Origin of the sequence: Mycobacterium sp. E2989 (assembly GCF_001667595.1) — a bacterium.
In the GTDB taxonomy this organism is placed as follows: domain Bacteria; phylum Actinomycetota; class Actinomycetes; order Mycobacteriales; family Mycobacteriaceae; genus Mycobacterium.
This window is the reverse complement of record NZ_LZJX01000006.1, coordinates 148,075-160,354: the sequence shown is the minus strand read 5'-3', so window position 1 is coordinate 160,354 and position 12,280 is coordinate 148,075. Positions and strand designations below refer to the sequence as shown.

General features: G+C 69.9%; 11 protein-coding genes. 7 read left to right on the top strand and 4 right to left on the bottom strand.

The annotated features are described in order from the left end of the window. The first annotated feature begins 3 nt into the window (after window positions 1-3). The 3 genes from A5680_RS01760 to A5680_RS01750 all read left to right on the top strand — a co-directional run bounded on the left by A5680_RS01760 (window position 4) and on the right by A5680_RS01750 (window position 2,846). Entirely contained in the window at window positions 4-825 is an 822-nt protein-coding gene (locus A5680_RS01760) for an enoyl-CoA hydratase/isomerase family protein (protein ID WP_067815431.1), read from the top strand. A 76-nt stretch (window positions 826-901) separates the two neighbouring features. After that, window positions 902-1,558, top strand: coding sequence for a DUF3000 domain-containing protein (locus A5680_RS01755; protein ID WP_082459790.1), 657 nt, complete (start codon window positions 902-904; stop codon window positions 1,556-1,558). Between the two features lies 1 nt (window position 1,559). After that, window positions 1,560-2,846 carry a ribonuclease D gene (locus A5680_RS01750; protein WP_067815428.1) on the top strand — a complete coding sequence of 429 codons (1,287 nt, stop codon included), beginning with the start codon at window positions 1,560-1,562 and terminating at the stop codon, window positions 2,844-2,846. A gap of 178 nt (window positions 2,847-3,024) precedes the next feature. On the opposite strand, the gene dxs is transcribed toward A5680_RS01750, so the two are convergent. Next, complete coding sequence (gene dxs, locus A5680_RS01745) at window positions 3,025-4,938, bottom strand: 1-deoxy-D-xylulose-5-phosphate synthase (protein WP_067815425.1); 1,914 nt, start codon at window positions 4,936-4,938, stop codon at window positions 3,025-3,027. Window positions 4,939-5,139: 201 nt separating this feature from the next. Here dxs and A5680_RS01740 point away from each other — a divergent pair, with 201 nt between their 5' ends. Then, window positions 5,140-5,583: a CBS domain-containing protein gene (locus A5680_RS01740; protein WP_067815422.1), complete on the top strand. Its 444-nt coding sequence runs from the start codon at window positions 5,140-5,142 to the stop codon at window positions 5,581-5,583. A gap of 17 nt (window positions 5,584-5,600) precedes the next feature. After that, the gene (locus tag A5680_RS01735; protein ID WP_067815419.1) at window positions 5,601-6,890 is read left to right on the top strand and encodes an ArsB/NhaD family transporter; all 1,290 of its coding nucleotides are present in this window, start codon (window positions 5,601-5,603) and stop codon (window positions 6,888-6,890) included. Here the strand turns inward: A5680_RS01735 and A5680_RS01730 are convergent. Further along, window positions 6,872-8,080: a class I SAM-dependent RNA methyltransferase gene (locus A5680_RS01730; RefSeq protein ID WP_067815416.1), complete on the bottom strand. Its 1,209-nt coding sequence runs from the start codon at window positions 8,078-8,080 to the stop codon at window positions 6,872-6,874. The genes A5680_RS01735 and A5680_RS01730 overlap by 19 nt on opposite strands. Before the next feature lie 20 nt (window positions 8,081-8,100). Next, complete coding sequence (locus tag A5680_RS01725; protein WP_055401625.1) at window positions 8,101-10,095, bottom strand: APC family permease; 1,995 nt, start codon at window positions 10,093-10,095, stop codon at window positions 8,101-8,103. A 129-nt stretch (window positions 10,096-10,224) separates the two neighbouring features. On the opposite strand from A5680_RS01725, the gene A5680_RS01720 reads away from it, so the two are divergent. Beyond that, window positions 10,225-10,893: a TrkA family potassium uptake protein gene (locus A5680_RS01720; RefSeq protein ID WP_156349484.1), complete on the top strand. Its 669-nt coding sequence runs from the start codon at window positions 10,225-10,227 to the stop codon at window positions 10,891-10,893. A 12-nt stretch (window positions 10,894-10,905) separates the two neighbouring features. Continuing rightward, a complete protein-coding gene (locus tag A5680_RS01715) occupies window positions 10,906-11,583 on the top strand; it encodes a TrkA family potassium uptake protein (RefSeq protein WP_055401627.1) in 678 nt (225 codons plus the stop codon). A 57-nt stretch (window positions 11,584-11,640) separates the two neighbouring features. On the opposite strand, the gene A5680_RS01710 is transcribed toward A5680_RS01715, so the two are convergent. Then, on the bottom strand, window positions 11,641-12,267 hold the full coding sequence (locus A5680_RS01710; protein WP_055401707.1) for a DUF3159 domain-containing protein: 627 nt from the start codon (window positions 12,265-12,267) through the stop codon (window positions 11,641-11,643). Between the last annotated feature and the right edge of the window lie 13 nt (window positions 12,268-12,280).

The following is a 12,280-nucleotide window of genomic DNA, read 5'->3' as shown; positions in this document are numbered from 1 at the left end:
ACCGTGCCAGTCAGCCAGCCGCCCGTGAATTACGACGAGTTCCCCAGCCTGCGGTGCGAAGTGGACGACGACGGCATCCTGACCCTGGTTCTCGACTCCCCCGGCCTCAATTCCGTCGGGCCGCAGATGCACCGCGACCTCGCCGACATCTGGCCGGTGATCGGCCGCGATCCCGCGGTGCGCGTGGTGCTGGTCCGCGGCGAGGGGAAGGCCTTCTCCTCCGGCGGCAGCTTCGACCTGATCGACGAGACCATCGGCGACTACGAAGGCCGGATGCGCATCATGCGGGAGGCCCGCGATCTGGTGCTCAACATGGTCAACTTCGACAAGCCCGTCGTCTCGGCGATCCGCGGCCCGGCCGTCGGCGCGGGCCTGGTGGTGGCCCTGCTCGCCGACGTCTCGGTGGCCGGTCGGACCGCGAAGCTCATCGACGGGCACACCAAGCTGGGCGTGGCCGCCGGCGACCACGCCGCGATCTGCTGGCCCCTGCTGGTCGGCATGGCCAAGGCCAAGTACTACCTGCTCACCTGCGAGACGCTGCTGGGCGAGGAAGCCGAGCGCATCGGCCTGGTGTCCGTCTGCGTCGACGACGACGACGTGCTGTCCACCGCGACGCGAATCGCCGAGGACCTGGCGCGGGGGGCGCAGAACGCGATCCGCTGGACGAAGCGCAGCCTCAACTCCTGGTACCGCATGTTCGCGCCCACCTTCGAGACCTCGCTCGGCCTGGAATTCCTCAGCTTCAGCGGCCCCGACGTGCAGGAAGGGCTGGCCGCGCACCGGGAAAAGCGGCCCGCCCGATTTACCGGCGGAAACGCCTCCTGAGCAGCGGCGATACCGTCGGATGAGGTCTGGTAACGGGTTGGTAGCGGTCGGCGCGCCTGATTCCGCGTGTCGGCCGATGGGTCTACCGTCGGACCCTGTGACCCGTGCCGCGCCGACGAAGGACGGCCGGGATGAACAGGAGCGGCGTCAAGTGACCTCAGCTGAACCGGAGCCATTCCGCGAGGCAGTCGCGGCCATGAACGCCGTCACCGTGCGGCCCGAGCTGGAGCTGGGCCCCATCCGCCCGCCGCAGCGCCTGGCCCCCTACAGCTACGCGCTGGGGGCCGAGGTGAAACATCCCGACCGCGAGATTGTCCCCGAGCGATCCGACGGCGACGCCTTCGGCCGCCTGATCCTGCTCTACGACCCCGAAGGCGCCGACGCGTGGGACGGCACCATCCGGCTGGTCGCCTACATCCAGGCCGACCTGGATCCCAGCGAGGCCGTCGACCCCCTGCTGCCGGAGGTGGCGTGGAGCTGGCTGGTGGAGGCCCTGGAGTCGCGGATGGAACAGGTCACCGCCCTGGGCGGCACCGTCACCGCCACCACCTCGGTGCGCTACGGCGACATCTCCGGCCCGCCGCGCGCCCACCAGTTGGAGTTGCGGGCGTCCTGGACGGCGACCACGCCGCAGGTGGGCGTCCACGTCGAGGCCTTCTGTGAGGTACTGGAACACGCGGCGGGCCTCCCGCCGACGGGCGTCACGGATCTGAGCTCTCGGTCACGCGCCTGACATGTGCGAACCGGAGGCCGACGGGCCCGGCAGCACCGCGCCCGACAGCGCCGAACCGGAGCCCACGCCGCTGCTGCACCCGGCCGAAGGGATCCCCGATCTTTCGGTGACGGTCCGCCAGATCGAGGAGGCCGCGCAGCGCCTGGATCGGGGGCGCGGCCCGTTCGCGGTGGACGCCGAGCGGGCGTCAGGTTTCCGGTATTCCAACCGCGCGTATTTGATCCAGATCCGGCGGGCCGGTGCCGGCACCGTGCTCATCGACCCGGTCAGCCACGGCGCCGACCCGCTGGAGGCGCTGCGGCCCGTCGCCGAGGTGCTGGGCGAGGACGAGTGGATCCTGCATTCCGCCGATCAGGACCTGCCCTGCTTGGCGGAGGTAGGACTGCACCCGCCGGCCCTGTACGACACCGAGCTGGCCGGGCGGCTGGCCGGGTTCGAGCGGGTGAACCTGGCGACCATGGTGGAGCGGCTGCTGGGGGCCGGGCTGGCCAAGGGCCACGGCGCGGCCGATTGGTCCAAACGGCCCCTGCCCGAGGAATGGCTCAACTACGCGGCGCTGGACGTCGAACTTCTCATCGAACTGCGCACCGCGATCGCCGACGTTCTGAACCAGCAGGGCAAAAGCGGTTGGGCCGCTGAGGAATTCGACTACCTACGCGCGGTCGGCTCCCGCGATCCGAGCGCGGCGACGCGGCGGGACCGGTGGCGGCGCACGTCGGGAATCCACCGGGTGCGCGACCAGCGCGGCCTGGCCGCGGTCCGCGAACTGTGGCTGACGCGCGACCGCATCGCCCAGCGCCGCGACATCGCGCCGCGCCGCATCCTGCCGGACTCGGCCATCATCGAGGCCGCCATCGCCGACCCGAAGACGGTCGAGGAACTCACCGCGCTGCCGGTGTTCGGCGGGCGCAATCAACGGCGCAGCGCCGCCACGTGGCTGGGGGCGCTGGAAGCCGCCCGGCAGACCAAGAATCCGCCCGTGGACGCCGAACCGCCGAACGGGCCGCCGCCGCCGGCGCGGTGGAGCCGGCGCAAACCCGAGGCCGCCGCGCGGCTGGAGGCGGCGCGGGCCGCGCTGTCGGAGGTGTCGGAACGGGTCAACGTCCCCACCGAGAACCTGGTCTCGCCCGACCTGGTGCGGCGGCTGTGCTGGGACTGGGAGGCCGCGCCCGATCCCTTCGAGGCGGTCGAGACGTTCCTGCGCGCCGGGCAGGCGCGGCCGTGGCAGCGGGAATTGGTCGATCCCGTGCTGGCGCGCGCGCTGCAGCCGCCGGTCGAGGACGACTAGTTCCGGAAGTGTGCGCGCGTCGGGTGTGAATCGTGGGCATCGCGTGTGCGCGCAGGGCGGAAAAATCAGCTAAATCCCTGCCTGAGCGCACACTCAAAGCCCTGAATGCACTCCCGCTCGGGGCATTAGTCGGTGGTGGCGACCCGGTTCGCACGGCTCCGCCGCGCTCCCGAGGCGTCTAGTCGAGGTGCTCGCGGATCTCCGCCTCGGTGACGGGGCTGCCCAGGGCGGCGACCCAGCCGGTGATGCGGCGGGCCACGTCCTGATCCGTCAGCCCCAGGTCGGCCAGCAGCTCACCCCGCGCGGCGTGCTCGTAGAACCGCTGCGGCAGGCCGACGTCGCGGCACGGAACGTCGATGTCCGCGCCGCGCAGGGCCGACGACACCGCCGACCCGACACCGCCGTTGACCCCGTTGTCCTCGCAGGTGACGACGAGCTTGTGCTGCCGGGCCAGTTCCAGCACCGCGTCGGACACCGGGAGCACCCAGCGCGGGTCGATCACCGTCACGCCGATCCCCTGGTTATGCAGCCGCTTGGCCACCTCGAGCGCCATCGGGACGAACGCGCCGACGCCCACCAGCAGCACGTCGTGGTTCAAGCCGGCGGCCGGCACGGCGAGCACGTCGACGCCCGACCGGCGCTCGAGGGCCGGAATGTCTTCCCCCACATCGCCTTTGGGGAACCGCAGTGCCGTCGGGCCGTCGTTGACGTCGAGGGCCTCACCGAGTTCCTCACGCAGCCGGGTGGCATCCCTGGGCGCCGCCACCCGCATGCCGGGCACGATGCCCAGCATCGAGAGGTCCCACATGCCGTTGTGGCTGGCGCCGTCGTTGCCGGTGATCCCGGCCCGGTCCAGCACCATGGTGACGGGCAGCTTGTGCAGCGCGACGTCCATCATGATCTGGTCGAAGGCCCGGTTGAGGAACGTCGAGTAGATGGCCACCACCGGGTGCATGCCGCCCATCGCCAGGCCCGCGGCCGACGTCAGCGCGTGCTGCTCGGCGATGCCGACGTCGAACAGGCGATCGGGAAACTGTTGCCCGAACGCCGACAACCCCGTCGGGCCGGGCATCGCCGCGGTGATGGCAACGATGTCGCGGCGTTTCCTCGCGTAGCCGATGAGCGCTTCGGAGAACGTGGCGGTCCAGCCCGGGCCGGCGATCTTGGTGGCCTGCCCGGTGACCGGGTCGATCACGCCGCAGGAGTGCATCTGCTCGGCCTCGTCGTCCTCGGCCGGCGCGTAACCCATGCCCTTGCGGGTGACGACGTGCACGATCACCGGCCGGCCGAAGCCGCGCGCGTGGCGCAGTGCCATCTCCACCGCGCGTTCGTCGTGACCGTCGACCGGGCCGACGTACTTCAGGCCGAGGTCGGTGAACAGCAACTGCGGGGACAGCGAGTCCTTGATGCCGGCCTTGACGCTGTGCATGAAGCGATACGCCATCTGACCCACCAGCGGCAGCGAACGCACCGCGTCGCGGCCCCGCTCCAGGACCTGCTCGTAGGCCGGCTGCAGGCGCAGGGTGGCCAGGCGGTCGGCGACGCCGCCGATCGTCGGCGCATAGCTGCGCCCGTTGTCGTTGACGACGATGATCACCGGCCGGCGCGACGCGGCGATGTTGTTCAGCGCCTCCCAGCACATTCCGCCGGTGAGCGCGCCGTCGCCGACCACGGCGACGACGTGCCGGTTGCGGTGGCCGGTCAGCTCGAACGCCTTGGCCAGGCCGTCGGCGTAGGACAGCGCCGCGCTGGCGTGGCTGGACTCCACCCAGTCGTGTTCGCTCTCGGCGCGTGACGGATAGCCCGACAGGCCGCCCTTCTTGCGCAGGCTCTCGAAGTCCTGCGAGCGCCCGGTCAACATCTTGTGCACGTAGGCCTGATGACCGGTGTCGAAGACGATCGGGTCGTGCGGCGAGTCGAAGACGCGGTGCAGCGCCAGCGTCAGTTCGACCACGCCCAGGTTGGGCCCCAGGTGTCCCCCGGTGGCAGCGACCTTGTGGATCAGGAACTGGCGAATCTCGGCGGCAAGTTCGCGCAGCTGCTGTTGGGACAGGTATTGCAGATCAGCGGGCCCGCGGATCTGTTCCAGCATCCCGACAGTCTACGCAGCCGGCGGGGGGTGGCGCCGGTGCGGAGTTTGCGATTTCGCTCGCCTTCGCCGCAGCCGCGCCTTTGGTAACCTCAGTCTCGCGGTGAGCCGGGAAGCCTGGTCGGCACGTTGTCCCGCCGACCCAGGAGTACGCCGTGGCCGCCGGCCCTCGCCGCACACCCCCCGCGGACGTATCGTCGCTTCATGCGCGCCGAGCAGATCGTCGAGGACTTTCCGGTGGTCAGCATCGACGCGAACGCCCTGGACGCCGCGCGAATGCTCGCGGAACACCGGCTGCCCGGGCTGCTGGTGACCGACAGCTCGGGACGCCCCTACGCCGTGCTGCCCGCCTCCCAGGTGGTCCGCTTCATCGTGCCCCAGTACGTCCAGGACGACCCGTCGCTGGCCGGCGTGCTCAACGAATCGATGGCCGACCGCTGCGCGGAGAAGTTGAGCGGCAAGAAGGTGGGCGACGTGTTGCCGGACCATCTGGTCGACATACCGCCGGCCAACTCCGACGACACCATCATCGAGGTGGCGGCGCTGATGGCGCGGCTGCGCAGCCCGCTGGTGGCGGTGGTCAAGGAGGGCCGGCTGATCGGGGTGATCACGGCGTCACGCGTGCTTGGGGCGGCGCTGAGGCATTGATCCGCACAGGTGAATAAATGAGCATCATCGCGATCCTGGTGTTCGTCATCGCGTATGCCCTGATTGCCAGCGATCGCGTCAACAAAACCTTCGTGGCGCTCGCCGGCGCGGCCATCGTGGTCATGTTGCCGATCATCCATTCCGACGACGTGTTCTATTCGCACGAGACCGGAATCGATTGGGACGTCATCTTTTTGCTGCTCGGCATGATGATCATCGTCAGCGTGCTGCGCCAGACGGGCGTCTTCGAATACGTGGCGATCTGGTCGGCCAAACGCGCCCGCGGTTCCGCGTTGCGCGTCATGATCCTGCTGGTCCTGGTCACCGCGATCGCGTCGGCCCTGCTGGACAACGTCACCACGGTGTTGCTGGTCGCCCCGGTGACGCTGCTGGTGTGCGACCGCCTGGCGGTCAACGCGGCGCCGTTTTTGATGGCCGAGGTATTCGCGTCCAACATCGGCGGCGCGGCCACGCTGGTGGGCGACCCGCCCAACATCATCATCGCCAGCAAGGCCGGCCTGACCTTCAACGACTTCCTGATCCATCTGGCGCCCATCGTGGTCATCGTCGTCGCCGTGCTGATTGCCTTGCTGCCGCGCCTTTTTCCCGGCGCCTTCACCGTCGACCCCGGGCGCGTCGCCGACGTGATGTCGCTGGAGGAAAAGGAGGCCATTCGCGATCCGCGGCTGCTCATCACGTGCGGCATCGTGTTGCTGGCGGTGTTCACCGCGTTCATCGCGCACTCGCCGTTGCACATGGAGCCCTCGGTCATCGCGCTACTGGGCGCCGGCATCCTGATCGTCGCGTCCAGGCTGAAGTCCTCGGATTACCTGTCCAGCGTCGAGTGGGACACGCTGCTGTTCTTCGCCGGCCTGTTCATCATGGTCGGCGCCCTGGTGAAGACCGGTGTCGTCAAACAGCTTGCACGCGCGGCGATCACGGCCACCGGCGGCAACACCCTGATCGCGACGATGACCATACTCGTCGCGTCGGTGGTGATCAGCGGGATCGTCGACAACGTCCCGTATGCCGCCACCATGGCGCCCGTCGTCGCCGATCTGGCCCCCGCCCTGGGCGACCACGCCCACTCCGGCGTCCTGTGGTGGGCGCTGGCCCTGGGCACCGACTTCGGCGGCAACCTGACCGCCATCGGCGCCAGCGCCAACATCGTGCTGCTCGGAATCGCCCGGCGCGCCGACAATCCCATCTCGTTCTGGGAGTTCACCCGCAAGGGCGTGGTGGTCACCGCGGTGTCGTTGGCGCTCGCGGCCGGCTACCTGTGGCTGCGCTACACCGTGCTGGCCTGAGCGCGGGTCAGCAGCGCGACGCACTCGGTGTGATGGGTGAGCGGGAACGCGTCGAACACCTTGATCTGCTCGACGGCGTAGCCGTGGCCGAGGTAGAGCCCGATGTCGCGGGCGAAAGAGGCCGCCTCGCAACCGATGTGCACCACGCGCGGGACGCCGGCGGCCGCGAGGAGGTCGATGATTTCCCGCCCGGCGCCCGCCCGCGGCGGGTCCAGCACCGCGACGTCCGCACGCGATCGTTGGGCGCCGAGCGCACGCCGCACCGAGTCGGTGACGACCCGCACCTGGGCTAGATCGTCCAGCGCGGCGCGGGCGGCCCGGGTGGCGGCGCGCGAGGTGTCGACGCTCAGCACCCGCCCGGACTCCCCGACCGCCGCCCCGAGCGCCGCGGCGAAAACGCCCGCGCCGCCGTAGAGATCCCAGGCGGTCATGCCGGCGCCCGCCTGCGCCCAGTCGGCGACCAGGCGGCTGTACACCGCGGCCGCGCCGCGGTGCGCCTGCCAGAAGGCGGTCACCGGTATCTGCCAGCTGCGCCCGCCCACTCGCTGCACCGCCTCGTAGGCGCCCTCCACGACCTTGGTCACGGTCCGTCTGCCCTGCCGCAGCGTGCGCACCACGTGGCGCGCACCGTCGTCGTCCACCACGACGTGCAGCTGCGCCGTTGGGGGCCAATCGGGTTCGGCGAGCCCGTCGAGCATGCCGGCCGGCAATTGCGCGCAGCGCAGGTCGGTGACCAGCTCGTCGCTGTGGTAGCGGTGGAAGCCGGGGCGCCGGTCCGCGCCCACGTCGAGCCGGACGCGGGTGCGCCACCCCGTCGGCCCGGAACCCGGCAGCGGTTCGGCCTCGCCGTCCCAGTGGTGCCCGCCCAACCGCTCGAGCTGATTGGCCACCACCTGCGCCTTGAGCGCGCGGGCCGCCTCCGGCGCGGCGAACGCCAAGTCGCAACACCCGGCGCCGTCCACCCCGGCGATCGGGCACAGCGATTCGACGCGGTCGTCCGACGGGTCGAGCACCTCGACAACCTCTGCGTGCCAATAGGATCCGCGGTCGGCGGTGACCCGCACCCGCACTCGCTCACCCGGCAGCGCGTAGCGGACGAACACCACGCGTCCTTCGTGATGCGCGACGCAACTGCCGCCGTTGGCCGGCGCGCCGGTGACCAGCGTCAGCTGCTCGCGCGCGGGCAGCACCGCGCCAGGTGATTCGCGGGTCAATCGAAGATTCCCCTGCGAGCGTCACCCGGGGCGGCGTGCGGCTGCAAGGTCTTCAGCCGCTCCGACGAAGTCAGTTGCCACGGAACGGAAGTCACCATCACGTTGGGCATGAACAGCAACCGGCCCTTGAGCCGCAGCGCGCTCTGGTTGTGCAGCACCTGTTCCCACCAGTGGCCCACCACGTACTCGGGGATGAACACGGTGACGACCGTTCGCGGCGACTCCTTGCTGACGCGTTTGACGTAATCGAGTATGGGCCGGGTGATTTCGCGGTACGGCGAGGCGATGACCTTCAGCGGCACGCTGATGTCGCTCTCTTCCCACTGGTGCACCAACTCGCGGGTTTCGCCCTCGTCGACGCTGACGGTGAGCGCCTCGAGGACATCGGGCCGGGTCGCGCGGGCGTAGGCCAGGGCGCGCAGCGTCGGCAGGTGCAGCTTGGACACCAGCACCAGGGCGTGATTGCGGCTGGGCAGCACCACGTCGTGCTGGGCGGCCGCCTGCTGCTCGAGTTCCCGGCTGACGGTGCGGTAGTGCCGGTGGATCATCTTCATCATCCCGAACAGCAAACCCATCGCGAACAACGCGATCCACGCGCCGGCGACGAATTTGGTGACCAGGACGACCAGCAGAACGGCGCCGGTGGAAAGCAATCCGATGGTGTTCACCACCCGGGACCGCATCATCTTGCGGCGCGCCCGCGGATCGGTCTCGGTGCGCAGCAACCGGGTCCAGTGCCGCACCATGCCGATCTGGCTCAGCGTGAACGAAATGAACACGCCGACGATGTAGAGCTGGATCAGGGCGGTGACCTCCGCCCGGAACGCGATGATCGCCAGCAGCGCCGCCCCCGACAGAAACAGGATTCCGTTGGAGAACGCCAACCGGTCGCCGCGGGTGTGCAGCTGGCGCGGCAGGTAGCTGTGCTGCGCCAGGACCGAACCGAGCACCGGGAAACCGTTGAACGCGGTGTTGGCGGCGAGCACCAGGATGAGCGCCGTCACCGTGGCGATCAGCAGGAAGCCGATGTGGAAGCTGCCGAAGACCGTTTCGGCCAGCTGGGTGACCAGTGTCTTCTGGTAGTAACCCGGCGGGGCGCCGGTCAGTTGCCGGGCGGGATCCTCGACCAGCTGGACCTTGATCTGCTGGGCCAACACGATGATCCCCATCAGCAGGGTCACCGCGATCCCGCCCAGCAGCAGCAGCGTCGTCGCCGCGTTGCGCGACTTGGGCTTCTCGAAGGCCGGGACGCCGTTGCTGATCGCCTCCACACCGGTGAGCGCCGCGCAGCCCGAGGAGAACGAGCGGGCCACCAGGAAGGCGAGCGCGAAGCCGACGACCTGGCCGTGCTCGGCGTGCATCTGGAACCCGGCGGACTCCGCCCGCAGCGGGTTGCCCAGCACGAAGATCCGGATCAGCCCCCAGCCGATCATCACGAAGACACCGACGATGAACGCGTACGTCGGGATGGCGAACGCCACCCCGGATTCGCGGATGCCCCGCAGGTTCAACGCCATCACCAGCAGGATGGCCGCCACGCAGAACCACACCTTGTGCTGGGCCACGATCGGGATCGCGGAGCCGATGTTGGACATCGCCGACGCCGTCGAAACGGCAACGGTCAGAACGTAATCCACCATCAGCGCGCTGGCGACCACCAGGCCGGCCGTATCGCCGAGGTTGGTGGTGACCACCTCGTAGTCACCCCCGCCGGACGGGTAGGCGTGCACGTTCTGCCGGTAGCTGGCCACCACGACCAACATCACCGCGGCCACGGCCAGACCGATCCACGGCGTCAGCGCGTACGCGGTGACGCCGGCCACCGACAGCATCAGGAAGACCTCTTCGGGGGCGTACGCCACCGAGGACAGCGCATCGGAGGCGAACACCGGCAAGGCGATCCGCTTGGGCAGCAGGGTGTGACTCAACCGGTCGCTGCGAAACGGCCGGCCAATTAGCAACCGACGCGCTGCGGTGGAAAGTTTGGACACGAGAGCCAACACTAAGCCCACCGGGGTGTGGCGGTAGCTTCGTAGGTGAGAATGTTTGCCGACCCGAAATCGGCTGGCCGACGTGGGTTGCCGATGGGGGCCGCAGGACGCAGCCGAGAGGATCGGAAATTGCGAGTAGTGGTGATGGGCTGCGGCCGCGTCGGTTCCTCGGTGGCCGACGGGCTGTCGCGGATCGGCCACGACGTCGCGGTCATCGACCGCGACAGCACGGCCTTCAACCGGCTCAGCCCGGAATACGGCGGGGAACGGGTGCTCGGCCAGGGGTTCGACCGCGACGTGTTGCTGCGGGCCGGCATCGAGGAGGCGGACGCGTTCGCCGCCGTGTCCTCCGGGGACAACTCGAACATCATCTCGGCGCGGCTGGCCCGGGAGACCTTCGGCGTGAAGCGCGTCGTGGCCCGGATCTACGACGCCAAGCGCGCGGAGGTGTACGAGCGCCTCGGCATCCCCACCATTGCCACCGTGCCCTGGACCACCGACCGCCTGCTCAACGCGCTGCTGCGGGACACCGAAACCGCCAAGTGGCGGGACCCGACCGGCACGGTGGCCGTCGCGGAGGTCGTCCTGCACGAGGAGTGGATCGGGCACCGGGTCACCGATCTCGAGCAGGCCACCGGCGCCCGGGTCGCCTTCCTGATCCGGTTCGGCGCCGGCGTCCTGCCCGAGCCCAAGACGGCCCTGCAGGCCGGCGATCAGGTCTACGTCGCGGCGATCTCGGGCCGCGCCGCCGAGGCCGTGGCCATCGCCGCGCTGCCACCCAGTGAAGAACTCGGTTAAGGAGCGGCGCAAATGAAGGTAGCTGTCGCCGGGGCCGGTGCGGTGGGCCGCTCCGTAAGTCGCGAACTCGTCGGCAACGGCCACGACGTGACGCTCATCGAGCGCAACCCCGATCACGTCGACGTCGACGCCATCCCCGCCGCGCACTGGCGGCTCGGCGACGCCTGCGAGCTGAGCCTGCTGGAATCGGTGCACCTGCAGGAGTTCGACGTGGTGGTGGCCGCGACCGGCGACGACAAAGCCAACGTCGTGCTCAGCCTGCTGGCCAAGACCGAATTCGCGGTGCCCCGGGTGGTGGCCCGGGTCAACGACCCGCGCAACGAATGGTTGTTCACCGACGCCTGGGGCGTGGATGTGGCGGTGTCCACCCCGCGCATGCTCGCCTCGCTGATCGAAGAGGCCGTGGCGGTCGGTGATCTGGTGCGGCTCATGGAATTCCGCAGAGGGCAGGCCAACCTCGTCGAGATCACCCTGCCCGACGACACCCCCTGGGGCGGCAAGCCGGTGCGCCGGCTGCAGCTGCCCCGGGACGCCTCGCTGGTGACGATCCTGCGCGGCCCGCGGGTGATCGTGCCCGAGGCGGACGAGCCGCTGGAGGGCGGCGACGAGCTGCTGTTCGTCGCGGTCGCCGAGGCCGAAGAGGACCTGCGCAAGCTGCTACTGCCGGACGGCCCGGCGCTCAGCGACTAGGGCTAGGCCCATGGCGGTGACCCGCAGCGCCCGGCTCCGCCGCGCTCGCGATCACCGCTAGTCGCGGACCGGGTCGGCCGCGATCTGGGTGCCGGTGTCACCGGCCGCCAACATGGCACGCTGGGCCGACTTGATCGCCAGGTACGTGACTAGCGCGGCCGCCACGGTCAGCGGCCAGCCCATCGCGATGCGCGCGAACGCCAGCCAGCCGGTCTGGTCGGCGTCGTAGAGCATGCCCTGGACCACGAACCGGGCGGCGAAGACCAGCACCCAGAAGACCGATGCGATGTCGAACGCGTAGACGGCCCTCGGCACGTCGCGCCAGGCGCGGCCACGCCCGGTGGCCCAGCTCCACACGTAACCGACCAGCGGCCGCCGGATGATCACCGACGCCGCGACCACCACCGCCCAGAGCAGCGACGTCCAGATGCCGATCAGGAAGTAGCCCTTGGACTCCCCGACGATGTAGGCGACCAGCGCGCAGATGGCCACGCCGAAGAACCCCGAGAATGCGGGCTGCGGCGATTCCCGTCGGATCAGCCGCCACAGCAGGACCAGCGCCGCCGCGGCCAGCGCGGCGCCGATGGCCACGAACAGGCCCCACAGGCTCGACGCGATGACGAAGATCACAACCGGCAGCGACGAATAGATGACGCCGCTGACCCCGCCCGCCTGTCGCAGCAGCCGTTCCGCGGTA

Coding starts and splice junctions, on each gene's coding strand:
- A5680_RS01715 (WP_055401627.1), top strand. CDS start 10,906: ATGAAGGTAGCTGTCGCCGGGGCCGGTGCGGTGGGCCGCTCCGTAAGT.
- A5680_RS01740 (WP_067815422.1), top strand. CDS start 5,140: ATGCGCGCCGAGCAGATCGTCGAGGACTTTCCGGTGGTCAGCATCGAC.
- A5680_RS01750 (WP_067815428.1), top strand. CDS start 1,560: ATGTGCGAACCGGAGGCCGACGGGCCCGGCAGCACCGCGCCCGACAGC.
- dxs (WP_067815425.1), bottom strand. CDS start 4,938: ATGCTGGAACAGATCCGCGGGCCCGCTGATCTGCAATACCTGTCCCAA.
- A5680_RS01755 (WP_082459790.1), top strand. CDS start 902: ATGGGTCTACCGTCGGACCCTGTGACCCGTGCCGCGCCGACGAAGGAC.
- A5680_RS01735 (WP_067815419.1), top strand. CDS start 5,601: ATGAGCATCATCGCGATCCTGGTGTTCGTCATCGCGTATGCCCTGATT.